Below are 26264 nucleotides of genomic sequence, written 5' to 3' on the forward strand. Positions count from 1 at the left end.
ATATTTCGTCACTAAAATAATCAGCTATGTCGGTCACGAGTTTGGATTCCATGATCTTCGCCATACACATGCCACCTGGTTATTGGGAAGCAACGTTGATTTGAAGACAGTCCGTCAAACATTGGGACAGAAGAGAGAACAAACTAGGACTTGTAGATCATTTTTAGACGGCATCAGAAAACCCCTTGATAAATCAAGGGGTTTTCTGTGTTCATATGGGCCCACTAGGACTCGAACCTAGGACCAACCGGTTATGAGCCGGCCGCTCTAACCAACTGAGCTATGGGCCCTTGTAAAACTTGGAGCGGAAGACGGGATTCGAACCCGCGACCCTCGCCTTGGCAAGGCGATGCTCTACCCCTGAGCCACTTCCGCATACAGGGAACAGGCTATATTATACGAAAGATGACTAGCTATGTAAAGGGGCCTTTCACATGAACTGGCTGTCGTCAACAGCCACCTTACGGCGCCAAAGCCGGCGCAAGGCGGCTATGGCGACATCATATCAGCCTCTAGGTACTTGAGCTAGTGTGCTGGCAAAGCGCCGAACTGCTGCTGCGGTGCCTTCTCGTTGTTCAAAAGTTACAAACACACCGGTAACCAGAATATCTGCCCCCCGCCGAACACAAGCCTCTGCCGAGCTGTAATCAATGCCGCCATCAATCTCAATCAATGGCTGATTTTCGGTTTCCATCCGCAATGCGTTCAGTGCTTCCAGTCGTTCCAGAGAACCGCTAAGGAATCGCTGTCCTGCAAAGCCTGGCTCGACCGTCATTAATACCACGTAGTCTAACGCCGAAATATACGGAGACACCACGTCCATTGGCTGTGATGGGTTGATGACCACGCCTGCTTTCATTCCATGACGTTGTATTTCCGTGATTAACCGGCGGGCAAATCGAGTGCTGTCAGCATGAAAGCTAACATAGTCTGCGCCGTACTCTGCGAGTATTGGAATATAGCGTTCCGGCTCCGAGACCATTAAATGAACATCTGCCGTACAATTCGGATATGCCTTCTTCAACTCTGACACAAATTTTGTTGGAAAGGCGAGATTGGGAACATAATGGCCGTCCATGAGATCAATGTGGAAAAAGTCCACTCCGGCTCCGACGAGTTCATCCAGTTGCGCCGGTAGATCTCGAAAATCGCAGTTGAATAAGGACGGCGCATTCACGATAGATGGATATTGGTTACTTCGTGTCCTAGGCACTTCCTAGTCCCCTTTCCATGCTCACATCAGGTTCTGATCCATGTCTCCACTTATTCAATCGCTGCCGCTTCCTCCCCTGCCGGTTGTACAGGCGATTCTCTCACCACCTGACCGCGTCTGAGCGCCCACACATAAATCACGACACTCAGTGCACAAACGAACGCGCCCATACGTAAGAAACAACCACAATTCCCCTGCTTGCTGTGCTGCAATAAGCAAATACGATGCTGTCCCACCAAATGCCGTAGCCAACCGCTACGCCAGTGGTGGAAGAGCCAAAGTGATCGGCTAAATATCCCGACAGCGGACCGACCGCCACCATAATGAGCATTAATAGGGTTGTCACGCCGAAAACGGCCGTGGCGTTCTCGTGGAAGGGAATTCGCCAACCCCAACTTTGCATTGCACTCGTTCCAAAGGCCATACTGGCAAGAAAGCAGATGAGGGAAGCCATCAAGTTTCCCCCCTGGTTAAACGCCACATTCACGACTCCAGAAAAGAGCCCTTGCCGCCCGGGCCGGGCAATTTCCATCGCTGCGGCATTTGCTGCGGGTTGCTCAATACCAGTAGACACCCCCTGAATCAGCCGAGCGACAAGGACCAACGCGCCGCGCCTCAGCGGGCGCGGCGCGGGTCGTCGATATGCAGTTGGCGGGGATACGTGATGCGCGCGGCGATGAAGTAAATCACCATGAACGCGAGATATGCGAGTAACACCGCGAGACTCACTGGCCACAGGCGGCCAGGCAAGGCAAGCACGTGGCGGAAGTCGATAATGGCAGCGATGGAATGCATGGCCGCCAGCACGAAGGGAAAGAAGAACAAGACGCTGAACTCCGCGGTCAGCACGCGGCCCAGTTCGCGGTGGGTGGTGCCAATGCGGCGGAGGGATCGAAACTGAATACCATCCTCCGCCCGGTTGTTCAGGAGTCGGAAATACAACGTATTGCCGCAGGCGAGCAACATCATCAGCGAGATGAACATGCCTGAGAAAATCATCGTCGAAAACACGCCGACGAGCGACTGATCAGTTGGTTCCGCCACATTCACCTGCGACGATGGGAACTGTTGCTTCATGGTGGCAGGTACCTTCGCCAGATTGGCGACCGTAAACGCATGTGCTGTCCAGGTCGACGCAGACGGCGTGATGGCTTTCAGGTGGCGGAAATCGGCGTCTGATACGACGAGTAGATTGTCGTTGATAGCGGTCGTACCGAAATTGAACGTGCGCTCGCTGATTTGCTTATCGACGACAACCGATGTCGCGTTGTCGTGGCCGACGGTTAGCTTTGCTTGTGTGTCGTGAAATTCATTCGGCACCGTCACGGGAAAACTAGCGACGTACAGGGCATGACCCGCTGTGAGCGTCAGTGCGTCCGGGTACATGTAGGCGACCTGTTTGTGGGCGGATTTGATAGCCGTCACAAAGCGTTGAAAGGTCGATCTCGACACCACACTCACCGGATACACCCCGCGCTGTCCTGCACCTTTTTGCAGTGTGCCAGCGAGCGCGGTTGCGTCCAGTTCCTGTGTCACCTTGGCACCTGACGCATTGAGTTGATGCGCGAGGTCAGCGGGTGTGCGTGACAATGGATGATTGGCGTTGGTCCAGGTGATCACCGCGAACGGCTGGCGAACGACATCCCCCTGCTTGAACACCGACAGAAACCCTAACATCGTGCCTGCCCCGGTCATCACCACAGCCGACAATGTGGCGATGACGGTGAGGGCCCGGGCGTGGTCTTTCATGCGATAGGCGAGTCGGCTGACCGTCAACAGCGCGACGCCGGTGCGTACGCGCCCACGCAAACGCATGAGTACCCATACCAAGACCTGCGTGTAGATGAGGTACGTCCCGATGACCACCAGGGTGATAATGACCACCAGTCCAATAGCGTTTCGAGTGTCCGCACGCTCTGTGCGATGGCCAAGTAGTAACCGGCGGCGACACAGACGACACCCAAGCCCGCGAGAAGAAGCGAGGGGTGTGGGGGTTTTTGGCGGGATCGTCTGCTGAATAGCAGATGCTTCGGACCACGACGCCGAATGCGAAACGCCATCAAGGCACCCTCGAGCGCGAAGATGAGGATGAACACGATACATGTGACCAACCACGACTTGGCGGGCGCAGCGAACGGGATTTCCATGGGCAGTACCAATAAATCGCCGACGGCCAAGAGAAACAGTTTTGTGAACAGGAGCCCGAAGAGAAGACCAAGGCCAAGCGCGACACCATCAATCATCGCGCTCTCCCGAATCACCATGCGGCCCATCTGCTTTGGCGTCATGCCTAGTACCTGCAGGAGGCCAAACTCCTGACCTCGCAACCGCAGCATCGCGGTGTGGAAGTAAAAGATGAAAAACACAGAGAATAAAGCGACGAGCCAACCACTCACCAGCATCACCATTCGGGCGCCTGCGGGCATGTAACCTCCGACGACCGCCGGGTTATACACGAAATTCATAAACATAAACAAAATCATCACGGACACGCTGCTCGACGCGATATACCCGATGTAAAGGCGCTTTTGGCGCACGACATTTTTACGGACGAGTTGGCCGAATGTCATGGCCTTTCACCTCCAACACCGACAACGTGTGCAGAATCTCCTGAAAGAACGATTCGCGTGGCCCGTCTCTGTCGAGGCGGCTAGCGTCAGCGTGTCGAGAAGGTTGAAGTCCTGAAAGACGAACCCAAGTTTGCGCCGGCGAAACAACGCCAGTGCATCCCCTGACAGCGTTTCGACAGATTGTCCGTCAACCACCAGTTGACCACCCGTCGGCTTGTCGAGCCCTGCCAAAATATTGAGCAGCGTCGTCTTGCCACTGCCGGACGGACCCATGATGGCGACAAATTCCCCCGGCTCAATGGCGAAATCCACACCGTCGAGCGCTCGAACTTGCGCGCCCGGCTCACCTCCGTATACCTTCACCAGCCGATTGGCTGTAAGAATCGGCATATCACTCACTCCTTGTCCTTTTGCCCCCACTCCTACATAGCGACACGGGGACGTGAATGTTGTTGTCCCCATTGTCACACGCGAAGAGCAATTGGCGCCTCGTGCCAACCTTACAGACCGTCGCTTATACCTTACAATTTTGTCACCTCACGACTGGATTCAACGTAAGGCGCGATAAAGGAGGATTTGGGAATGACGACCGACACCGTTGTCCCTTCGTGAAGAACCGATTCCGCGGACAACGTGATACCAAGGCGCTGTGCCGCCTCCGCAGCGAGATAGAGACCCATTCCTGTGGCGCGCGAGTGAGTTCTACCGTTTTCCCCAGTATAAAAAGGCTCAAACATCCGCCGCAGATCTCGCGGATGCATACCAATGCCCTCGTCGCAAAACGTCACACGGATCCATTCGTCGTCTTCCGTTGCAGCAATGACAAATGTGGCCGGCTCGTTCGTAGCGCGCCCAGATGTGTCGACTTTGTACCCATACTGCAAGGCGTTGCGGACGATTTGGTCACAGATGAATCGCAGCCATTTCTCATCGGATGTCACTTCCAGGTGCCCAGGTACGTCGAGGCGGGGATAGATTTTCTGGCGGATCCACGAAGTTTTATGTTCGTTGATAACTTGGCGCAATAACGGCGCCAACGGCAGCCGAACCATGCGCACGTCGAAGGAAAAGGATTGCAACCGCGCCGTGTATAGCATCGTATCTAAAGCCGTTTCCAACTTGGTAAGTTCCGCTTGCATCTCGTCGATAGTGGGTGAGAGCGCCTGCGCGGGCTCAGTGTCCCGCTGTACCGCGTCCGCCAAAAGTTCTTTTGTAAGGAGTCGCAAAACCGTGAGCGGGGTTTTCATCTGATGGGCAAAACGCGTCGTGAAATGCTCATAAAACCGGCGTTTTGATTCCGCCTGCTGCAAATCTTCACGGTATGCAGCCAGATAGGATTCTAGCAACTGGGTGATGTACAGATGTTCGGCAGTTGTCGCGTAGCGCCGCAAACTATCAGCGGCATCCAAAGGTAGATTCGATTGCACAAGTTGCCGCGTCACAACGGAAAGCAAACGCCGCCTGCGAAGATAATGAAAAGCAAAACCCATGATAGAGATGAAAAGTGCGAGCAAAAATCCGTAAAGCGCGTCCGAGACGCTGGCGCGTTGGTGGTGACCTCTGCTCACGCCCGCGAGCCACACCGTGCCGATACCGACGACGAGGCCTAGCACGACGCACATCACCGGTACCCAAATGTCGCGCGCATAGATTCGAATGGGCGATATTCGCATACGTCCTTCCCCACCCGTCGTCATCCCAGAGATTCCTCTACCACCAACTGATAGCCGACACCGCGAACCGTGCGAATCACATCTGTCGCACCAAGCTCTGTCAGACGTTTGCGCAACCGCGTCACGTTGACCGTGAGCGTATTGTCGTCCACAAACGTCGTATCATCCCAAAGTGCCATGAGCAACAAGTCGCGCGACACAACAGCACCCTTTGCTTCCATGAGCGTTCGGAGCAATTCAAACTCTGTCTTCGTCAGGGCTGTCCAATGCCCCTGAAACCCAACCTGCATCTTTCGAACATTTAGTTCAAACGGTCCAAAGGCCAACGACTCTACGGCGTCACGAACAACATCTGGCGCATTGGCGTACGAGCCATAAGCTCTGCGAATTTGAGCGCGCAGTTTAGCGACTAGCACGTCCATATCAAAGGGTTTGACGATATAATCGTCGCCGCCGTTTTCCAAAGCAAAGACCTGGTCCATGCCTGCGTTGCGTGCCGACACGAAGATGATGGGTGCGACACTCGATTCGCGAATGCGTCGACACCAGTAGAAACCGTCGTACTTCGGCAAGTTGATATCGAGCAAAACAATGTGTGGAGAAATGTCATCTACAGCGCGCGCAATATCCTGCCGGCAATCGAGAAGGACCGGTTCAAACTCGTAACGCGCCAATTGGCGAGCTAATGTGCTCGCCAATTGGTGGTCATCTTCTACAACCGCCACCAAGAAGGGCGGGTGCGTGCGTTCAGTCAAGAAAGCCAACGCCCTCAAACAGCATCACGCGCGCCGGTGCGGCGTCAATGCCCGTCAATTTGAGCGGAGCGGCCACCATGAAGTACTCGCCAGCTGGCACGTTCTTCAACCGCAGGCCCTCAATGATGACAATATCCTTGCTCAAGAGCGCAGTGTGCGTCTCATGGCCTGGTTGGGCGCGTTCCACACCCAACCCGTCAATGCCGACGCCAGTAATGCCGATATCAGCCAAATACTCCGCGCCGTCCTGTGCCAAGTAGATAAACTCGTAGTTGAACTCCTCATCCCACGAGTTTTTCGTCTTGAACAACAAAAACTCGCCTGGTTGCGGTTTGTGCGGTTCAAGATCCGCCCGGCCAATGCCACCCTCGACATCGGTGAGGTCTAACACGCGGCAGTTGCCGACCAACTGCTTCAACTTGACCGTTTCAATCGTCTTACCGTCTGGAATCATGTGCAGGGGCGCATCAATGTGCGTCCCCGTATGTGCGTCCAAGTGAATGCGCGTTTCGTGACTCGATCCCGTCGAGAAATCGGAGGTCGTCTCGAACCGCGGCCGTTTTTCGTCCTTGTTCTTATAGACCTGCACGCCCTCGTGGATGAGCATGCTCACATCATAAATCGTGCGAGCCATCTTAGTACTTCACCTCCACGGCGTTCGCGCGTTCACGGCTCACCACAGTTTCCACGGACGGGGTTTGATCCCCATACACTGGCCACCACAGCCCTGGGTTCTCCTTGACCAAGTCGTGTGCCGCCTGTGGACCCCATTCGCCAGCCGCATAGGTGTGCAGCGGTGCCGCGCCGGTGCGGAACGCTTCTGCAATCGGATCAACAAACTTCCAAGCGAGGGACACTTCATCCCAGCGCGTAAAGAACGTGGAATCACCAATCATCGCATCGTGCAACAGGCGCTCGTAAGCTTCTGGAGACTTGTCTGCCGATTGGCTGAACTCCATCGCAATTGGCACCACGACGTTGTCGGTGCCCGGGCGCTTCACGTTCAACTGCATGTACATGCCTTCGACCGGGTTGATGCGGATGACCAACAAGTTCGGCCCGAGGTTGCCCGCTTGGTTGAAGTACAGGTGTTTCGGCATGTTGCGGAACTGCACCACAATCTCCGTGGATTTGACCGGCATGCGTTTCCCTGTACGGATGTAGAACGGAACGCCAGCCCAGCGGAAGTTGTCGATAAACAGCTTCGCCGCAACGAACGTGTCGGTTTGCGAGTTTGGCGCAACATTTGGCTCTTCCAAGTAACCTGGCACAGCCTTGCCGTTCATCTGACCCGCGGTGTACTGACCGCGTACGACGTAGTTCTTCACTTCATCGACGCTGTAGCGACGCAACGAGCGAAGCACCTTCACCTTCTCGTCGCGAATCGCTTCCGTGCGCAGACGGCTTGGTGGCTCCATTGCCGTCATCATGACCATTTGCAACATGTGGTTTTGAATCATGTCGCGCAGTGCGCCAGACGTCTCGTAGTACGATGCGCGGTCCTCGACACCCACCGTCTCACTTGAAGTGATTTGCACCGAGGCAATCGAACGGTTGTCCCAGAGTGGTTCGAACATGGAGTTCGCAAAGCGAATGACCTCGATGTTTTGAACCATTTCCTTGCCGAGATAGTGGTCAATTCGGTAAATCTCTTCCTCTGCGAACGCCGTTGCCAGTTGGTCGTTCAACTCAGCCGCAGACGCGTAGTCGTGACCGAACGGCTTCTCGATGATCAGTCGGCGCCAGCCCTTCGTGTCAGCCAGACCGCTCTGCTTCAGATACAGCGCGGTCTCGCCGAAGAAGCGCGGAGCCATGGACAGGTAGAACATGCGGTTGCCGCCGTGATCGGCCTTTTGCTCCAGTTCGAGCACAAAGTCGCGAAGGCGTTCGAAGTCCTCCAGACGATCCACATTGCCTTGCACATAGTGGATTCGCTTCGCGAACGATTGCCATACCGCGTCCTCGATGTCTTCCTTCACAAATTCCTTCAGTGCTTTATGTACTTCATCGCGGAATGCCTCGTGCGTGTACTCCGAGCGAGCGGTACCGACGATGCTGATACCATCGGCCAACGAGCCCTTACGATGCAATTGATACAAAGCCGGGAAAAGTTTACGGCGTGCAAGATCGCCTGTCGCCCCGAACAATACAAATACATGTGGAGGCAATTGATGGGTTGTCTGATTCTCCACTCCAAATCACGTCCTGTTCTTTGTATATATTTCTGTTTATCATTGTACAACAAGCCAATTTAAACATGCAGAGAAACGGAAAAAGTTTGGTAAGGGCATTAAAAATATAAAGGATTAGAACGACGAAAACAAGTTCGCCACGCTTCTCTAACCGCGCCAAAGACCGCCCGGACGTCTTGCCAAGCGGTCATCGCGCAGTCTTCGTTGCCTCTACCTTAACCCTGGTTCGCCTGTTCGCGCGCTTGCTCACGCGCCAGTTGCCAGCGCAGATACGCGTTGATAAACGGATCTAACAGCCCATCGACCACCGCGTGAACGTTGCCGATTTCCTCGTTCGTCCGGTGGTCTTTCACCATCGAATACGGGTGGAACACGTACGAGCGGATTTGGCTGCCCCAGCCGATATCCTTTTGCTCGCCGCGCAGTTCCGCCAACTCCGCTTCGCGCTCTTCCCGCCGCTTCTCGGCGAGTCGGGCCTTCAACAAGTTCATCGCGACGGCGCGGTTCTGAATCTGTGACCGCTCACTTTGACAACTGACCACAATCCCAGTCGGCAAGTGCGTAATGCGCACCGCGGAGTCGGTGGTGTTGACGTGCTGTCCACCTGCACCCGTGGAGCGGTACGTGTCAATGCGCAATTCCTCTGGCCGCACCTCGATGTCCGAATTGTCTTCGGTGATTTCGGGAATGACATCGACCGACGCAAACGACGTGTGTCGGCGCCCAGACGAGTCAAACGGCGAGATGCGGACGAGACGGTGCACGCCCTTCTCAGCTTTTAGATACCCGTATGCGTTATGCCCCTTAATCAACAAGGTGACACTCTTGACGCCTGCCTCGTCACCCGGCAGGTAATCGAGGACGTCCACTTTATAGCCGTGATCTTCCGCCCAGCGCGTGTACATGCGCAGCAAAATCGACGCCCAGTCCTGCGACTCGGTGCCACCTGCCCCTGGGTGCAATTCGAGAATGGCGTTGTTCGCGTCATACTCGCCGGAGAGCATCAACTCTAATTCAAACGAATCCATGCCGGCCTTGAGTTTCGCTGCCAACTCGTTCGCTTCGGCGAACAAGTCCATATCGTTTTCCTCTTGCGCCAATTCCAACGCAACCTCTGCATCGCTATGCAGTTGCGTCATTTCGTTCATCTTTTCCACGACCGACTTCAGCGCGTTGACTTCGGAAATCACCTTCTGCGCTTTCGCTTGGTCATCCCAGAAGTCCGCCGCCGTCATCTGATCTTCTAATGTTGCAATGCGGGTCTCTTTGGCAGCGACGTCAAAGAGACCTCCCGAAGTCCGCTAAACGAGTAGCCATAGTCTTTAAATCTTGGCGAAGCTCGCCAAATGTCTCTGCCACAACTGTCACTCCTTCAAAATCGGCGTTCGGACACAGTTTCGGAGGCGACACCAAACTGGCGCGCCTCCGGTCGGCAACCGAACTGCCTGCAAAACGTTGCGTGTGTAGTTCATTGTATCAAATCCGGCAAGATGATGTGCCGCGCACGCCATCCGCACGGCGCACGATAGAAGGTCACGTCTGGTTTGACCGATTAACCGCCGACCGAATCGTGCATCTCAATAGGTTGTGGTGCCTGTTGGACCGTCGCCTTGAATACGTAGAGGACAACTTCCTCTTCGATGCTGTGAATCATAGCCTCGAACATCTCAAAGCCCTCGCGTTGGTAAATGACGAGCGGGTCAGCCTGGCCATACGAACGCAGGTGGACGCCTTGGCGGAATTGATCCATCGCGTCGATGTGATCCATCCACTTGGAATCGACCGTCCGCAACAACACAAGCCGCTCCAACTGCCGCAAGAAGTCGCCCAGTTCCTCCTCGCGCGCGTCGTAATTCTCGACGAACAGTGCCTGAAGCTTCTCTTGGAGCTCGTCCCGTTCCAGTTTGCGAAGATCTTCTTCTTGCACCTGCCCCGGTGTCAGGAAGTGGCGCTCTGCGTACTGAAGCAGCCCTTTGATATCCCAATCCTCTGGAATCTGCTCCTCGGAGCAATACACATCCAGCATGTGGCTAATGAGATCTTTGCCCATTCCCTCGATAATGCCCCGCAGGTTTTCCGTCTCGAGAATCTGGCGGCGCTGCTTGTAAATCACTTCACGCTGCTTGTTCATCACGTCGTCGTAACGGAGGACGTGTTTGCGCGTGTCGTAGTTGTTGCCTTCGACTTTCTTCTGCGCCCGCTCCATCGCGCTCGTCAACATGCGGTGCTCAATTGGCTGATCTTCCTCAAGCCCAAGCCTGTCCATCATCCGCTTGATGTTCTCCGAGCCAAACAGACGCAGCAAATCGTCTTCGAGCGACAAGAAGAATTGCGACGAACCCGGGTCTCCCTGGCGCCCAGCGCGACCGCGCAACTGATTGTCAATACGTCGACTCTCATGTCGCTCGGTCCCAATGATGTGCAAGCCGCCTACTTCTGCGACGCCTTCACCGAGCAGGATGTCCGTACCGCGCCCAGCCATATTCGTCGCAATGGTGACCATCCCAGGTTGGCCTGCGAGCGACACAATTTCCGCCTCGCGCGCGTGGTGCTTCGCATTTAACACCTGGTGTGGTACGCCCTTGGCGTGTAACATCTGCGACAGTCGCTCCGACTTGTCCACAGACGTCGTACCCACGAGCACCGGCTGACCCTTCTCGTGCCGTGCCGCGATCTCGTTGACCACCGCATTAAACTTGGCCGCCTCGGTCTTATAAATGACGTCTCCGAGGTCTTGGCGGCGAAGCGGTCGGTTCGTCGGGATGGTTACGACATCCATGCCGTAAATCTCGATGAACTCCTTCTCCTCCGTCTTGGCTGTACCCGTCATACCAGACAGCTTGTTGTACATGCGGAAGTAGTTTTGCAGCGTGATAGTCGCCAGCGTCTTCGATTCGTTTTGGACGCGGACGCCTTCCTTCGCCTCAATCGCCTGATGCAGACCCTCGCTGTAACGGCGCCCTTCCATCAAACGGCCCGTAAACTCGTCGACGATGCAAATCTCATCGCCCATCACGACGTAGTCCTTGTCGCGGTGCATCAGACCATGCGCCTTCAACGCCTGCGTGATGTGGTGCATCAGCGTGACGTTGTCGGGATCGAACAAGTTCTCGACCTTAAAGTACTGCTCGGCCTTATGCACACCCGAGTCAGTCAAGTTCGCCGTGCGCATCTTCTCGTCGATTTCGTAATCCTCGTCCCTGCGCAAACGGCGGACAAACAAATCGGCGCGGAAATACAAATCCGCCGATTTCTCCGCAGGACCCGAGATAATGAGCGGCGTCCGCGCCTCGTCGATAAGAATCGAGTCGACTTCGTCGACGATGGCGAAATGGAGCGGCCGCTGTACCATATCTTCGAGCGACATCACCATGTTGTCGCGCAGGTAGTCAAAGCCGAACTCATTATTTGTCCCGTACGTCACGTCGGCAGCATACGCTTCGCGCTTTTGCTGCGGTGTCATGTCGTGGCCATTGTAGCCAACGGTTAAACCGAGAAATCTGTGTACCTGTCCCGTGATTTCCGCGTCGCGCTTGGCCAAGTAATCGTTGACCGTCACGACGTGCACGCCTTTGCCCGTCAGTCCGTTCAAATACGACGGAAGCGAAGCGACCAAGGTTTTCCCTTCACCAGTCTTCATCTCCGCCACACGGCCTTCGTGCAGAACAATGCCGCCCATCAGCTGTACGTCATAATGACGTTGCCCCAAGACGCGCTTGGCCGCCTCCCGCACAACTGCAAATGCCTCAGGAAGCAGGTCGTCAAGCTTTTCTCCGTTCTCCAGTCGCTGACGGAACGCAGGCGTCATCGCCTGAAGTTCCTCGTCCGACATATGTTCAAACTGCGCTTCCAGGCCATTGATCTTCTCAATTTTCCGGCGCAAACGTGCAATATCGCGTTCGTTGGAGTTAAATACTTGCTTGAGGAGTCCCACCGAACGGTTACACCCCCATAAAGATTCCTAGATGCCGTCGATCCCCCATCTACGCCCCCACAACCGCATCAATCCGTCAAGTTTCGACAGACAGACGAAGGGACGAGGTGAATCGCGATCAACCTCTAATAACAGATTGTACCGTAGGGGGAGGCAATATCACAACAGAAAGGTGTCACTGGGTATAAAAGTACAGGTTAACTTAATATAACCAGATCATTTCCAGCAGCCAAAGTTCCTACCCTACCGCGTTTTACCGCAACCGACATTTAAAAGCGAATAGTCTTGTCCCAAGTGACTTCCGCGCGCGACAAACGATGCTTGATGTGCTTCAGCGACGCGCGAACGAGCAAATAAATCCACATCTGCGCATACGAAAAATACATCAGGGATACGCCAATGACGTTTCGAATGGTTACATTTGAATCGGTCATCAGCGCGCTAAAAATTTGGAGGGAGTACAACAACCAAGATTCGGCCCAAATCAACAACAAAGGGGTTCGAATGTACTCCGTATGTACCACACCAAACAAACCGAGAACAAACCAGACATCAGAAACCAGCAAAAAGAACACAAAGCACACGTAGACCAGAAGGGTCTGAAGCGTGTGGATGAGCGTTCTGCCCCGAATCCAGCTCGGCGTTCTCATCGTCTTCTCAATGAGATACAGATTGCCTTGCATCCACCGCGTACGCTGCCGCAACCACACCCGCAGAGTTTCCGGCTCTTGCTCCCAAGTGCGGGACTCCGGCACAACCGGCAACAATTTGCCTTTTGCAGTCAACTGCAGCGTCAATTCTGCATCTTCGGCGAGTGCATAGGGATCCCATCCCCCTACGTCCAATAAGTCTGACCGCTTGACGAGCATATTGGTTCCCGTAAGAGATCCCAGTTTAAAAAACAACCATCTCCCCGACTGCATCAAAAGTTGAAATGTGGAGAACTCAAGAGAAATCATCCGCGTCAACCAGTTGCGCTGCTCATTGAGCGTCTTCACATACCCCACCGCACCTGCGGCACCGGGTGTCCGAACCGCCGCCTCGACCAACAATTTCAAGGCCTGCGGTTCAGGCTGATTGTCGGCATCGTAGACCGCCACATAGTCTGACTTGGCGAGAGAGAGTCCATAGTTGAGCACCCTGGACTTCCCTTTAGGACTGCCTGAAGGCACTCGAACATGTTGAATCCTGGTGAACACTTCCGCGTACGCATCAGCCACTTCCCCTGTTTCGTCCTGAGAATTGTCATTTAACACGTACACAGTCAAGTCGCCCGGATACACCAACTGAACCATCGATCTCAACGTCTTTCCTAAAACTTTCCCTTCGTTATGAGCCGGTATCAAAACGCTCACACTCGGATAGCTTTCGAGCGCCGGAGAAGACTTCGTCGACGCTTTGACTCGAAATATTGCACCCCCAACAGTCAACACTGTGTAATACACCAACAACACCCAAAAGGCGATTGCAATCGCGAGTAACGTAACGGTCATTACAGCGCGCTCCGATCTACAAATGTGCCCCGCGGATAATACGCCTCTAGCAAACGGACAATTTCTCCCCACTGATCAATCAGATGATACGGAGAGATCTCTAGCATCTCTGTTGCCTTTGCATTCAACTGCTCACTCAGCAAATGAAAAAATCGATCCGTTACAATGGAAACACCGCGCGCATCCGTGTTCTGAAGCACGAGACCAATCGTGTCATCAGCCAGTTTCCCCACAATATCAAACTTACTTCGGACAGATTGCAAAGCAGCTCTTTCCAACTGAGCGACAAGCGTATCCACCAACTGAAAGCTTCTCTTATCTTTGATCACGTGCAAGAAAAGAACATAAGCCCCTTCCCCACGCCGCCTCGCGCCAGTATATACATCATCAAGCCGATATTGAAACTCATTCACCGTTAGGACACCCTGAGTCAGGGTATACTTCTCCAACTGCTCGACCCTCTCGATAGCCTGGCGATACTGCAAGACCATTCTTCGCGTAAACGTCGCAGTCAACCACGTCGTCGTGTACAACACCGTGATGACCATATGCTTCGCAATGAAAATTGCCTGGTGCTCAAGTCCCGTTGGTGCAATCCAAGAAATCAATACAAATGAAAAACCGACACATGCGATGCCAGCCGTTAAAACAATGAATCCATACATCGGTTTTGCATAGTACGACACCACAGCAAAAGCGACTGCAATGAGTCCCAAGAGTACAAAAACCCTCGCTGGGTAAAGCACTGCCAACAGCGAGATTACCGCTAGCTGAATCGCATAGAGCCCGATAAAAGATACTCGATTCATCATAATGTTCCCCTACCGCGCCGCTAAATTTTGTAGCAGCGTACGACTCCCGCACATTCATACGCCTCTACGATGACATTACTAGTATAAGTCGGATTTTGTCGAAACAGAAAGTAAATTTGTGCTTTTCGTCGTCAATTATGTGAAGGATGCAGTGAGGTTCGATGGGGAGACGTAAATATAAAACAGACGCCTGCGAGTCGCAGGCGTCTGTAGAATCTTGTATGGATGTCCTTTGCTCATAGCCATAACCACCAGGGACAATCAACCCTGCGGCTCAATCAAGCCATAGTCCCCGTTTTTCCGGCGATAAACGACGTTCACCTCATCCGTTTCGGCATTGGTGAAGACGAAAAAGTCGTGGTCTAGCAGGTCCATCTGCAAAGTGGCCTCTTCCACGCTCATCGGTTTAATTGGGAAACGTTTGACACGCACCACTTTGGGCTCGTCCACTTCGTCTGCTGTATCTGAAAGTCTGCCGTGAAGAGCGGTCTGCCGAATCTGCGTCCGCAACCCTTTCTCGCGAAAACGGCGGTTGACCTTTTCCTTGTAACGCTGCACCTGCAATTCAAGCTTATCCGTAACCAAATCAATGGAGGCATACATGTCTTGCGACTTCTCTTCCGCCCGGAAGATCACGCCATGCACGTACACTGTCATTTCCACGCGATGGAACGTTCCTTCAACGGACATGGTTACATGGATGTCCTTGTCGGCTTCGCCCTCAAACAGTCGCGTAAGCCGTCCAATCTTCTTATCCACATAATCCTGGAGCGCCGAGGTGACAGAAATGTTGTCGCCATGAACTTGAATTTTCATAGACAACTCCTCCTTCGTGTGGATATATTATACCGCAGTCGGGGGAGTTAGAGTAGTCATTGATGTTTGAATTTACAGATATCAATTCTAAATCCACACTTCCATGCCAAAGATAAAGTGAAGCGCGGATTCACCGAATAACACAAGCAATCACGTGCGTACGTCCGTAACAAGGCCGTTCGCCTGTTTATGCTCTTTCAGCATACGCATCGCCTCAGGCGGGAACTTGTACACGACCTGTCCAGTCGAATTGTCTACGAGATTCATCCATATTTCGTTTGTAGGTGCATCTCTCGCGAATTGCACGCTCAAATTCGGTTGAATGGCGTGCTGTTTCCAATCATCAAGCAATTTATCAAAGGCTGAGGTTGTTTCAGACTTTGCCTTCCCACCGTTCACTGAACTGGACGCTTCCTCAGGCTGTTCCACCGAAACTGTCGGCTGAGAACCGGCAAGTAATCCGTTCTGAATGGGTTCTACTTGATTCGGAATGATATTTGATACGGAGTTTACGTTGAAAATCGATTGAATGGTCACTTTGTTCCCACCTTAGCGACTTGCGCGTAGAAGGAACCCATCTTGGGTGTATATATCGTTGAAGGTCTTGGGCCGCACCGTGCGCGCGTCAAGTCAATTAGACTTATTTTAGACCGTCGAAACGCCCAATTGTTTGATGGCCTGTTCCCAAGTATCCCGCAATCCCTTCACGATGGGATATTGCTCCACAATCGGCTGAACACTCTTTTGTACATTCGCCTCGACCAACTGCCGTAGGAAAAACTCGTATAATTGACGAAGTTGCTTTGACACTTCATACTGCATGTCCAAAGTATTGTTCAACTCGTTCACGATATTTTGGGCTTTAACTAACTGTGTATGAGCTCGCGCCAAGTCACCAGCCTCAATTGCATCTTTCGCAATCTCCAGTGCTGATAGCCAGCCGTCATACAACATCACAACCAACTTCTCGTTACTTGTTTGCACCGCAGTTGATTTGTACGCCATTGATGCACGACTCGCGTAACTCACAACAATCATCCTTTCTCTTAAAGTTCGATGTCCAGCATACGTCCCTGTACCGTAGGCAAAGACGATTTTGCAAAACGCTGCGAAGCAGAGACTTTCGCCATGGCTTGCCGGACACCTTCTCGACGTTGAGAAATCCCAAGAGAAATCTGCTCATTTTGCTGCAGTATTCGCCGAAGCTCGTCCGAACAGCTGAATAATTCCCGCTTATCCAGTAGCGCCTCAACAGCCTTCTGGAATTTTTCAAACGCGGCCTCACGCTCACTCAAGCCACGTTCGATAGATTCAAACGAGACGCTGGCGTCCTCCAACTGGGCAAGGATACGTTCACCAATGGACTTCATATTCTCAATTTGGCTCATCAATTCTTGCTGACCCATTCAGCGTCTCACCTCAAGTTGTTTAACTGCTGGACCCGCCCATCATCGACACAAGGTACGATGATTGAGAGTTCACTGCCTCAATTGCAGATTCCATGTTTGCATACTCCGTTTGATACCGCTGTTGCAACTGCTGCAATTGTTGGTTCATCGACGTGGCTTGGGAATCCATCGTTGACACCTGTTCTCCTAAGAAACTTGTATTCATAGGATCCAAGCTGAATAAAGTCGTGAAGTCGGCATTCGGGTCAATCAACGTATACGCGAGCAGACTACTGTCGTCCGTTGTAGAGGACGAAGACGAAGAGGTCGTGGTCGCGTTCGGCCCCGTAGGGTCATACGTATCTCCCGTACCCGCCTGCTGTTGAATTTGAGTGATGCTGTTTGACGTAGTGGTATACAACTGTTTCGCAATCCCCGTACCGGACGCAGTAAATAAATTCATCACTGCAGTCGGATCCGCCTCGACCGCCGCCTGCAGTTGCGCCGTGTTGATTTGCAACAACCCGTACGTATTGTATCCGGAGGTCGTAACACCTGGAGCAGTTGCTCCGCTGCTGACGCCATTCATCACGTCAATCGGTGAAATACCGATCGATGCGAGCGAATTGAGCGTCGTCTGCTGCCCATTGATATTGACCGTAGGCTGCCCAGGAACAGTGGAGCTAACGACGTTCTTAAGGTTATTCATGACGCTGCCAAGCAGCTGATCATTCTCCAACATTCCTGCTTGAGCCTTTTGATTCCACTCAGTAATCTGAGTATCTGTCATTTGCGATGCCTGCGCTTGCGTTAATGGCGCGTAATCGTAGTTTCTCTTTGTGTTGTATTGTCCCTGCATATATTGCAAGGTCTCGTTATATTGCTGCACGAAACTGGTGATGGCCTGAACGATGGCGTCCGTATTGCTCGAAACCGTAACGTTCACTGAAGAACTCGGTCCCGTTACCCCATTTAAATTAAATGTGATATTGTTGTAGGTCGCCTGATTTGTCTGACTCGACGTGACATACCCGTTGACAGAATAGTACGCATCCGATCCCGTTTGTACACTCGCCGGCAATCCCGTGGACTCAATGGTTCCCAACATCGTGTCGGTCACTGAAGTCTTCGTCGGATCAACCGTCGGGTCTGTCACCGCGATGCCAGAATACAACTGCGTATCCTGAACATTCGTCGCGCCAGTACCAGATACCGGAGCAGAGGCATACTCGTACGTGATATCCAACGATTGCGAGCCATTCGACGTCGCGGTAGCCGTCACGACATTCCCGTTCGCAGTACCGGTGGCGCCACCGGAGAGCGCCTCGGCCACAGCCGTTGCAATTCCAGACGGGGTCTGATTATTCACATCAATCGCCGTAACGCCCGTACCGGTCGGCGCAGATTCAGTGGAACTATCATAAAATTGAATCGTCTGTCCCGCAATGGTCATCGAATCCCCGGCTGCCGGAACACTCGAAAATGTGATATTTTGCGTCGTCGGTGTACCAGAGGTGCCCGAAGTGCCGAGTGTCTCTGCACCGAATGTCACGGTTGCATTGCTTGGCGTATACTGCGTCGTAAAATTACCACTACTACCGTACGACTTAGCATTCAGAATGACACTCGTTCCATTTGCGACGGTAGCACTCAACTCGTTCTCCAACGTCGTATCGCTACCGATATCACTCGCCACAGCGGAAGCAACATCCTCGGGCGTTGTGACCGAACTCAGATCAATTGTGTAATCTGCCGTGGGTTTCGTCCCTGTCGTACTATCGTAAAACGCAATCGTCTTCCCATCTACATTCAGGACGTCACCTGCGGACGGCATTTGACTGAAATTCAGCGTCTGACTTGCTGTCGTAGCACCAAACAAATCCAACTGATGATTTGTCGCATCGTATGTAGCGGAAACACCTGTTTGTGACGACTGTGCGGTAATCAGACTCGCAATCTCACTGAACGACTGACCAGCCGTGAACGCGAACTTCGTTCCATTGATATCGACGGTCCCATCTTGGGTAGAAACGTCCTCTCCATTTTGTGTGGTGTAAGATGCGTCAATCACCATCGGTTGTGATGCTGATCCCGCCGCGTTCGTCTGCGCCAGCCCAAACACATTTGAAAAGAGTCCCGCAGTATCATTCGAGACCTCAATCTTTGCGCCAGTTCCGGTCGACGTCGTCTGTAAGACAACTTTACCCGTATTGGTATCATAGAATCCCGACACGCCAGCCGACGGCTCAGAATTGATTTGTTGCAAAATCGTATTAATCGTGGCTGTTTGGGGATTAAACGTGAACGTTTGACCATTCAACGTAAAACTTTCACTCGTGGACTGTCCAAAACTCGAAGACAGTTGTGCCAACGGTGTATCGGCGTATGAACTACTGGTCGACAGCGTTTTCGAGGACGAAACGGTTGCACCGGACGCTAATTGATACGTCTTTACACTGTACGATCCACTAGGAGACTGTATGTTCGACGTCGCCGACACGAGCGAACTATTGCTAGATGACGTGGTGGTTTGCAAGAATGTGGATTGCAGTTGCAACGACGACAAATTACTCTTCAAATCGTTGAGCGTATTATCCACCCGCTGATAACTAGCTTGTTTCCACTGAGTAATTTGGCGCTGTTGCAACAGTTGAATCAAAGGCTCCTGCGCTGACTCCATCAGCCCTTGGATAATGCTATCCGTATCAATACCAGATGCGAGCCCTGAAATACCGCCCGTAAAATCGATTGCACTGGAAGAACTGCTGCTAGACGAGGAACTTCCACCTGATAAAGCACCAATGTATGTCAAGCAAGTCGCCACCCTTCAAAAAAATTCAAATATCGTAACCATGATGAGCCGGACGCAACGAATGCGCCCGGCCTCTGTTGATGATACGAAGCAATCAACCCAAAAGTTTGAGGACCAACTGAGGTTGTTGGTTTGCTTGCGCCAACATCGAAACCGCAGCCTGTTGGAGCACGTTATCCTGCGTAAATTCAGCCATGGTCGAAGCCATGTCCGTATCCGTAATGCCAGACTCAGCTGTAGTGAGGTTTTGCGATGTATTGTCGAGATTACTAATGCTACTTTGCAAACGATTTTGAACAGCACCCAATTGCGCCTGCTGGGTCGTGACTGTCTGAATCGCATTGTCAATCACATTGATGTTTTGGTCAGCTTTTGAAGTATCAGTGATGTCAAGAGCCGCCTCGACGTTCGTATTGTTCGTTCCGTCAGTTACGTCGTTGGCAGAACCAAAATTACCGGTACCAGCCTGCCCTGTGATTCCTAGCGCCTTCGCACGCATGTCTCCAATGGTCAAAGTCATCGTTTGACCAGTATTTGCGCCAATTTGGAAAACAGATTGGAACTGATAACCATCAGAATAAGTTATGTTGTTTCCACCTGTACCATTTTGAGTTGCCGTAATGTCGAGCTGAGTAGTAGTAGCGTCCTGAGTAAGAGTTACACCACTGATTTGATCCCCCACCTGCGCCGCAATCGCCGAAACGACTCCAGCACCATCAGTTACGCCATTCAAATCCACGGCAATCCCGCTACCGTTTGCCTCACCCTTGGATGAATCGTAAAACTGAATTGCTTGTCCATTTACCGTGAAACCTTTACCAACAAGACTTTCCACACCATTCGCATCGGTTATAGAGGAGAAGTCAATACTTGCTGTCGCCGGCGTGGTAGAATTTCCTCCAGCGAGAGTCCCAGGAGAAGCAATCAGGCCCGTTGCACCCATGCCACCTTGAAGTAGATTCTGGGTGTTAAACTGCGTTGTGTTACCAATGTTGTTAATTTGGTCAGCTAATTGGTTGAACTGTGATTGTAGGTCCTCACGGTCAGCCTGTGTCGTCGTGCTATTCGACGCCTGAACAGCCAATTGACGCATGTTCTGAAGAAGGCTAATCGTTTGGTTCAAAGCTCCCGAAGCGGTTTGAATCATAGAAATACCATCTTGAGCGTTCTGAGATGCTTGATTCAAACCACTGATCTGCGCTTGCATCTTCTGTGAGATTGCGTATCCAGAAGCATTGTCGGCTGCGCTGTTGATTTTCTTACCGGTCGACAGTTGTTGCAACGCGCTCTGCAGTGCATTGGAGTTGCTGTTCAATGCAGACAACGCGTTCATTGCGCCAAGATTGTGGCCAATGGTCATTGCCATATCGGTTCTCTCCCTTACGGTTTCAACTTCAGCCACCACTCTAGTAGCTGTTCAATTTAATACATCCGTAGATTCGGGTAAAACTTGCACACATCGACAACATTTTCTTGGCTTTATTTCAGAAAATTGACGAGCGTCTGAGGTAAAGCCTGCGCGCCTACTGCCAGGCTCGCCTGCTGAACGGCCATTGCCGAGTTCAATTGCGTCAACACAGTTGCCATATCGGCCTCTTGAACGTTGGACAGCTGTTTCGTCACACTGTCCGACAAGTTCGACATTCTGGTCTGCATCATCTCAGCTCGATTTATCAAGGAACCTACGTTGGCCTGTTGCTGATTCATATTGTCGAGAACGGAGTCGATACCGGAAACCAAGTTGCCTACTTGCGTGGTGTCACCGTTGTTCAGCGCCGTATACAGTTGACTCAACAGCGAAAACGCGTTCTGTGACGACCCGGAGGACGCCCCCGAGGAAAACGAGTCAGACGGTGCTGCTTGGAAAAAATCATTGCCCGATGCACTGACAGGCAAGGTTACGCCATTCCCCAAGCTCACATATACCTTGCCTGAATTCGTCACCTTCGTTGACGGATCTAAGTCTCCTGTCGCCTGATCAGGCGTGAGATTGGCCGCCTGCGGAGGATACGGAGGGGTACCCGTGTCCTGGCCATTGAAGATATATTGACCGTTGTACTGCGTATTGCCGATTGTAACCATTTGGTTGTAGAGTTGTCCGACCTCCGCAGCGATAGCTTGCATATCGCTTGGCGTTTCCGTGGAATTAGCGCCTTCGAGTGCCAAATCGCGGGCGTTACTGAGGACGTTTTGCGCTTCCGTCATAGTACTGCTAATAAAGTTGAGCTGAGCCTGTGCGTTTGTTGCATTCTGTCCGTACTGCGAGTCAAACGACGTCTCATTCGCCAACTGCATCACCTGTTGGACACCAATGGGATCGTCGGATGGGGTGTTGATCTTATGGCCCGTTGCCGACTCATTTTCAAGTGTACTCAATTGTTGGTAGTTGTTCTGTATATCAGACAGGATTTGACTACTCAGCATCCCCTGTGTTACACGCATCGAAATCCCCACTCCTCTTCGATGAAAGTCAGCATTTAGACATTCTGCATCAATGCGGTCAGCATGTCGTTAATCGTCGAAATGACTTCCGCAGAAGCGTTATAGGCCTGCTGGTAGCTAATCATGTTTGTCATTTCCTCGTCGGTCGACACGCCTGATACACTTTGTTGCTCATTGCTCAATTGTTGAACCAAACTAGTCTGGGTCGACACAGTATTGTTCGCTTGTTGCCCCTGAAGGCCCAGTTGTCCTACCACCGAGGTCAGATAATCACTCAATGTACCGGTCAATTGAGTGGACGATGGCGTCACACCAGGAGCTGATGGACTCGGGAAGGACATGTTTGTATTCGCCATATTCGCAATCAACGTTGCGAGCGAGCCATCGCCAGAAACCGCAACCGGTGGATTTGCGCTGGAATCGGCGACCGTTGTTCCCGCAGCGAGATCAGACGCTTCCAACTGAACAGTGATGTTGGATGCTGAAATAGGTTGACCATCCGCAGTCACAGGTGTCGTAAACAAGGCTTTACCCGGGCCATTCTCGGAGTAACCCAGTTGCAAGAGTTGGTTGAGACCAACACCCACTATTGTCGTACCTTCCGGTAACTGCGACTGTCCATAATCGCCGATTGTACTCTTCGTTCCATCCGGCAATACAATTTGAAGATTGTCCAATGCGGACGGAGTGCTTGACGTGATGTCCATCGCACCGTCCAAAGTCACCGACATGCCTCCCAACGTCGTCGTAATGCTGGTTCCAGAAGGAATGGTGTAACTACCATCCGGATTTGGCGTTAACGTCTTTAAGTAGTCACTTAAGTTCTGATTGGAGGATCCTACTTCCATCGTGTTGTAAGGCGGACTGTTCACCGCATCACCAGGAATCGTCCAATCGCTTGTCAGCGTCGAAGTGCCTGGACCGGCCAAACTCTGAGCCAATACATCCAACTCGTTCTGATAGCTTTGGATGTCGGCCAAAGAATCTTGATACCCTTGAATCTCCCCGCTTTGCCCGGAGAGAACCGACGTCCCACTCAATGTGGAATTGTTCGTCGGGACAACCTCCAGTTCGCCTTTACTCGAAATGGCAAGGTTACCCTCAAGATTCGCCGGCGGCGTCGACTGGCTAAAATCCGTTTGACTACCATCAATAATTGGAGCAGACATCCCCGTCAGCGTCAGCGAAAACTGATCATAAGAAACGCCACCAGCCGATGTCGTCGTAGTCTGCGTTTGGAAACTGACATATTGAGAAAGTTGATTGAGCAGTGCATCACGTTGATCCAGTAGACTATTTGGCTGCGCACCAGACTGCTGAACCTTCGCAATTTCGTTGCTCACACTGGCAATTTGACTCAGCAGGCTATTGGCCTGAGTCACCGAATCAGACAAGGAAGACGAAACATTCGAGGACAGCGAACTTAATTGATTGGCCGTTTGATTGATAACCTGCGTCAGCGTCTGTGCCGCATCGACGACAGCTGTACGAGAGCTAAGATCTGACGCATCCCCGCTCAGCGTATCCCAAGCCTGGTAAAATTGTTCAAGTGCGTTAGAAATACCGGTACTGGACGGTTCATTGATGATCCCAGAAACCTGATTCAGGGTGGTTTGCTCCACGGTAGCTTGACTTAGCAAGGAGTTTTGTTGTTGGTACTGGGCGTTTAAAAATTGATTCGTCACGCGCTGAACTTGGGTAGCTTGAGCCCCCTGCCCCACCATCACATGATTTCCACCCGGTATCTCGAGTGAGGGCAATTCACCAATATCCACGATTTCACGCGCATAGCCAGGCGTGTTTTCATTACCGATATTATTAGAAACTGTATTAATCCCCGCCTGCGCCGTCTCAAGACCGCGTAGCGAAGTCTGTAATCCAAGGAATGTTCCGAGCACGAGGACCCTCTCCTCTCAAGTTCTGACACTAATAAATCGACTGTACGGCAAAGTAACTGAGCCATATGGCTTCGTCTGAGCGTTCTGTTGCAACACGGACAACACGAAGTCGGAATATGCCTTTGCATGAAGCGCCAAGGCTTCGATTTCGTCTCGCAACTGAACAATCCCCTTCACAACTTGACGTAGTCGCGTTGTGACCGAAGCCAATTCTTCACGTATAGAAAGAAGAGATGGCAACTCTAATAACTTGTTTGCGGTTAATTCCGTCGGGTCCAGGCCTTCGACCTCTGCAATCTCACGCACAACGGTTTCCCGCCTCGATTCAGAAGCGGAGACTGAGGAGCACAGTTGTTGAATCTCGTCCAATATCGATTCCGCCGTTACCTCACGGCCCGCAATCAACAGTTTCTTATGTTGTTCCATCAAACAACAAATGCGTTCCTCGCATTCGAGCGTCTCTTTCAATACGTCAAGAAGGCGCGCGCTTAATTCCGGCATGATGTCCCTCCGGTCTATCCAATCAATCTAGTGGTACCTTCAAACAGCGCAAGGTGCGCTATCATACAGCCCGTGCGTCATTCCCACTCCCGGGCGCAACAAGCACAAACTCACGCCTGTACGTCAATAAATGCGCCCTTTTTCAACATGCTGTCTGCCAACGCGTTCAGATTCACAGGATCGCCCGACTGCATCTTCGCCTTCAGTGCATCGAGGCGCGCTTGGTTGGACACCGGTTGCCCTGTTGTCTTCGTGCTCGCCTTGTTGTCAGCGCGCACATTTTGATTTTGCGCCGCATACGGCACTTGCCCGCTACGCGACTGTATCGAATCGGATATGTTCATCCGCTTCACCCCCATCATGAGTTCATCCACAAGTATCTACGTCATTACATCGGAAGCCGAAGCAAAAACTTGCACCGGCATCAATCGTCTTCGGCAAGCAGCTTTTGCAATGAGGACAACGCCTTTTTATGTGTGCGAGAAACCTGCGACTCGCTGAGGTCGAGCACGTAGCCAATCTCTTTGAGTGTCAGTTCCTCTTGGTAGTACAGATAGAGCAATTGTTGTTCGCGCTGTGGTAACTTGGCGAGCGCTGCAACCAACAATTGCTTCGATTCGCGCTTGAGAAAGTGGAGTTCCGGTTGGCGGTCGGTGGTGGTGTCGGCGTGATCGAACGAGGAGCGCTCAGCGAGGTCTTCGAGCGACGCCCTGTCGCGCATACCGATGTCAATCAACCAATGGTTCAACATCTTCATCTCGATGCCGATCTCAGCAGCCAGTTCCGCATCTGTCGGTTCACGCATCAATTCGCGTACGAGCTTCTCCTCGGCGTCCCGTATCTTTCGGTACTTGTCCCGAACCGCTCGGGGCTCGTTCTTATGACGGGCGATTTCGTCCAGCATCGCACCGCGGACAAACGGTTTGGCGTACGCCCCGAACGTACTGCCGCGGCTCTCCTCGAAAGACGCGGCTGCCGTATAGAGGCCAAGGACGCCCGTGTGAACCAAATCCCCCATCTCCAGCCCGACGAGACCCGCTCGTGGTGCGAGACTCGACGCCAGGCTGTAGACGAGCGGCAGGTGCGCCTCAATGCGGTCGCTCTCCTGCTGCTTATCCCATGTTTGATATGCTTGATATGCCATACTCATGGCTTCATCAACCTCTATGTCTATTCAAAATTCTATATCCGAACAGGCAATTTTCTGGTGTTAAGCGATTAAAAAGCTGGTACGCGCTCAATTACCCGCACATCAATCCAGTCGTCCCACATCATTTCGGCTATAAAAACCTTTACCAGGCTTCGTCTGCGCATTTTTCTCCCGGAGTTCCGCACTCGCCGCACTTAGGCTACGCGCCAATTCCTGAGTACACCTCCCACAGAAGCGCCCTGATTGAGTCGGCTTGCCGCAGCGCTCACAAGCGTACGACATATTTGGATGATTTCTGAGAATCAACCGCCCATCACGAATCATATCGACAATAATCTCGTATTCGACATGTGTGCCTTCGGCCACCTCCGCGATATTGGCGAGCTTGTTTTTGCGCAAAAAATTCCGGATTTCCGTAAGCATCAAATCTTCCTCACGGACGCAATTGGGGCAAATGTCGCGGCCCACTCTGTTATACATCCGCCCACATCGTTTACAGTTTGTTATCGGCACTGTCCATTCCTCCCGCTGCCGCTATTATATCTGCAAAAAATGTCGGGAAACATCGAAGAATCGTAAATCGTTGTCGTTTCGTCACACAAATGGTGTCGACAT

The 26264-nt window shown here is 52.3% G+C and carries 26 protein-coding genes and 2 tRNA genes; 1 reads left to right on the top strand and 27 read right to left on the bottom strand.

The genetic code is table 11. The annotated features are described in order from the left end of the window. Positions 1–19 precede the first annotated feature (19 nt). Positions 20–241 (top strand): tyrosine-type recombinase/integrase, encoded by a 222-nt coding sequence (locus tag K1I37_RS22030; RefSeq protein WP_407653236.1) that lies wholly within the window; start codon positions 20–22, stop codon positions 239–241. Here the strand turns inward: K1I37_RS22030 and K1I37_RS19425 are convergent. The 27 genes from K1I37_RS19425 to K1I37_RS19555 all read right to left on the bottom strand — a co-directional run bounded on the left by K1I37_RS19425 (position 217) and on the right by K1I37_RS19555 (position 26162). Then, positions 217–290, bottom strand: a tRNA-Ile gene (locus K1I37_RS19425). The genes K1I37_RS22030 and K1I37_RS19425 overlap by 25 nt on opposite strands. A 10-nt stretch (positions 291–300) precedes the next feature. Next, positions 301–375, bottom strand: a tRNA-Gly gene (locus K1I37_RS19430). 130 nt (positions 376–505) lie between these two features. Beyond that, positions 506–1213 (bottom strand): ribulose-phosphate 3-epimerase, encoded by a 708-nt coding sequence (locus tag K1I37_RS19435; RefSeq protein ID WP_021297667.1) that lies wholly within the window; start codon positions 1211–1213, stop codon positions 506–508. Between the two features lie 145 nt (positions 1214–1358). After that, on the bottom strand, positions 1359–1817 hold the full coding sequence (locus tag K1I37_RS19440) for a hypothetical protein (protein ID WP_021297668.1): 459 nt from the start codon (positions 1815–1817) through the stop codon (positions 1359–1361). Positions 1818–1828: 11 nt separating this feature from the next. Next, complete coding sequence (locus K1I37_RS19445) at positions 1829–3079, bottom strand: hypothetical protein (RefSeq protein WP_161624373.1); 1251 nt, start codon at positions 3077–3079, stop codon at positions 1829–1831. Further along, the gene (locus K1I37_RS19450; protein WP_021297670.1) at positions 2986–3783 is read right to left on the bottom strand and encodes an FtsX-like permease family protein; all 798 of its coding nucleotides are present in this window, start codon (positions 3781–3783) and stop codon (positions 2986–2988) included. The genes K1I37_RS19445 and K1I37_RS19450 overlap by 94 nt, the downstream gene beginning before the upstream one ends. A 6-nt stretch (positions 3784–3789) precedes the next feature. Continuing rightward, positions 3790–4173, bottom strand: coding sequence for an ABC transporter ATP-binding protein (locus K1I37_RS19455; RefSeq protein ID WP_021297671.1), 384 nt, complete (start codon positions 4171–4173; stop codon positions 3790–3792). A gap of 131 nt (positions 4174–4304) precedes the next feature. After that, the gene (locus K1I37_RS19460) at positions 4305–5456 is read right to left on the bottom strand and encodes a sensor histidine kinase (RefSeq protein ID WP_188332310.1); all 1152 of its coding nucleotides are present in this window, start codon (positions 5454–5456) and stop codon (positions 4305–4307) included. A gap of 20 nt (positions 5457–5476) precedes the next feature. Then, positions 5477–6211: a response regulator transcription factor gene (locus tag K1I37_RS19465; RefSeq protein ID WP_021297673.1), complete on the bottom strand. Its 735-nt coding sequence runs from the start codon at positions 6209–6211 to the stop codon at positions 5477–5479. Continuing rightward, the gene (locus tag K1I37_RS19470) at positions 6204–6845 is read right to left on the bottom strand and encodes a cyclase family protein (RefSeq protein ID WP_021297674.1); all 642 of its coding nucleotides are present in this window, start codon (positions 6843–6845) and stop codon (positions 6204–6206) included. Before K1I37_RS19470 ends, K1I37_RS19465 begins: the two co-directional genes overlap by 8 nt. 1 nt (position 6846) lies before the next feature. Beyond that, positions 6847–8403: a glucose-6-phosphate dehydrogenase gene (gene zwf / locus K1I37_RS19475; protein WP_021297675.1), complete on the bottom strand. Its 1557-nt coding sequence runs from the start codon at positions 8401–8403 to the stop codon at positions 6847–6849. Positions 8404–8618: 215 nt separating this feature from the next. Continuing rightward, positions 8619–9762 (bottom strand): peptide chain release factor 2 gene (gene prfB, locus K1I37_RS19480; RefSeq protein ID WP_174377494.1). Its coding sequence is split into 2 segments (ribosomal slippage): positions 8619–9683 and positions 9685–9762, totalling 1143 coding nucleotides; the frame shifts between segments, so codons are not numbered across the junction. Positions 9763–9955: 193 nt separating this feature from the next. Further along, the gene (secA, locus tag K1I37_RS19485; protein ID WP_021297677.1) at positions 9956–12337 is read right to left on the bottom strand and encodes a preprotein translocase subunit SecA; all 2382 of its coding nucleotides are present in this window, start codon (positions 12335–12337) and stop codon (positions 9956–9958) included. 269 nt (positions 12338–12606) lie between these two features. Next, positions 12607–13830, bottom strand: a complete 1224-nt coding sequence (locus K1I37_RS19490; protein ID WP_021297678.1) for a glycosyltransferase family 2 protein — start codon at positions 13828–13830, stop codon at positions 12607–12609. Next, positions 13830–14639: a GGDEF domain-containing protein gene (locus tag K1I37_RS19495; protein ID WP_021297679.1), complete on the bottom strand. Its 810-nt coding sequence runs from the start codon at positions 14637–14639 to the stop codon at positions 13830–13832. Before K1I37_RS19495 ends, K1I37_RS19490 begins: the two co-directional genes overlap by 1 nt. A 264-nt stretch (positions 14640–14903) precedes the next feature. Then, positions 14904–15458 carry a ribosome hibernation-promoting factor, HPF/YfiA family gene (gene hpf / locus K1I37_RS19500; protein ID WP_021297680.1) on the bottom strand — a complete coding sequence of 185 codons (555 nt, stop codon included), beginning with the start codon at positions 15456–15458 and terminating at the stop codon, positions 14904–14906. Positions 15459–15608: 150 nt separating this feature from the next. Then, the gene (locus K1I37_RS19505; RefSeq protein WP_021297681.1) at positions 15609–15995 is read right to left on the bottom strand and encodes a flagellar protein FlaG; all 387 of its coding nucleotides are present in this window, start codon (positions 15993–15995) and stop codon (positions 15609–15611) included. A 108-nt stretch (positions 15996–16103) separates the two neighbouring features. Next, on the bottom strand, positions 16104–16487 hold the full coding sequence (fliS, locus tag K1I37_RS19510) for a flagellar export chaperone FliS (RefSeq protein ID WP_161624374.1): 384 nt from the start codon (positions 16485–16487) through the stop codon (positions 16104–16106). 17 nt (positions 16488–16504) lie between these two features. Further along, positions 16505–16864, bottom strand: coding sequence for a hypothetical protein (locus K1I37_RS19515; protein WP_021297683.1), 360 nt, complete (start codon positions 16862–16864; stop codon positions 16505–16507). A gap of 22 nt (positions 16865–16886) precedes the next feature. Further along, positions 16887–19658 (bottom strand): flagellar filament capping protein FliD, encoded by a 2772-nt coding sequence (fliD, locus tag K1I37_RS19520; protein ID WP_021297684.1) that lies wholly within the window; start codon positions 19656–19658, stop codon positions 16887–16889. A 94-nt stretch (positions 19659–19752) separates the two neighbouring features. Further along, entirely contained in the window at positions 19753–21024 is a 1272-nt protein-coding gene (locus K1I37_RS19525; RefSeq protein ID WP_021297685.1) for a flagellin N-terminal helical domain-containing protein, read from the bottom strand. A 113-nt stretch (positions 21025–21137) separates the two neighbouring features. Beyond that, a complete protein-coding gene (gene flgL / locus K1I37_RS19530; RefSeq protein WP_021297686.1) occupies positions 21138–22100 on the bottom strand; it encodes a flagellar hook-associated protein FlgL in 963 nt (320 codons plus the stop codon). 35 nt (positions 22101–22135) lie between these two features. Next, entirely contained in the window at positions 22136–23998 is a 1863-nt protein-coding gene (gene flgK, locus K1I37_RS19535) for a flagellar hook-associated protein FlgK (protein ID WP_021297687.1), read from the bottom strand. 15 nt (positions 23999–24013) lie between these two features. Beyond that, positions 24014–24499 carry a flagellar export chaperone FlgN gene (flgN, locus tag K1I37_RS19540; protein WP_021297688.1) on the bottom strand — a complete coding sequence of 162 codons (486 nt, stop codon included), beginning with the start codon at positions 24497–24499 and terminating at the stop codon, positions 24014–24016. Between the two features lie 110 nt (positions 24500–24609). Then, entirely contained in the window at positions 24610–24843 is a 234-nt protein-coding gene (locus tag K1I37_RS19545) for a hypothetical protein (RefSeq protein WP_021297689.1), read from the bottom strand. Between the two features lie 80 nt (positions 24844–24923). After that, positions 24924–25649 (bottom strand): sigma-70 family RNA polymerase sigma factor, encoded by a 726-nt coding sequence (locus tag K1I37_RS19550; protein WP_021297690.1) that lies wholly within the window; start codon positions 25647–25649, stop codon positions 24924–24926. Between the two features lie 102 nt (positions 25650–25751). Then, positions 25752–26162, bottom strand: coding sequence for a TIGR03826 family flagellar region protein (locus K1I37_RS19555; protein ID WP_040441587.1), 411 nt, complete (start codon positions 26160–26162; stop codon positions 25752–25754). Positions 26163–26264: the final 102 nt, after the last annotated feature.

This window comes from Alicyclobacillus acidoterrestris (assembly GCF_022674245.1).
Lineage (GTDB): Bacteria > Bacillota > Bacilli > Alicyclobacillales > Alicyclobacillaceae > Alicyclobacillus > Alicyclobacillus acidoterrestris.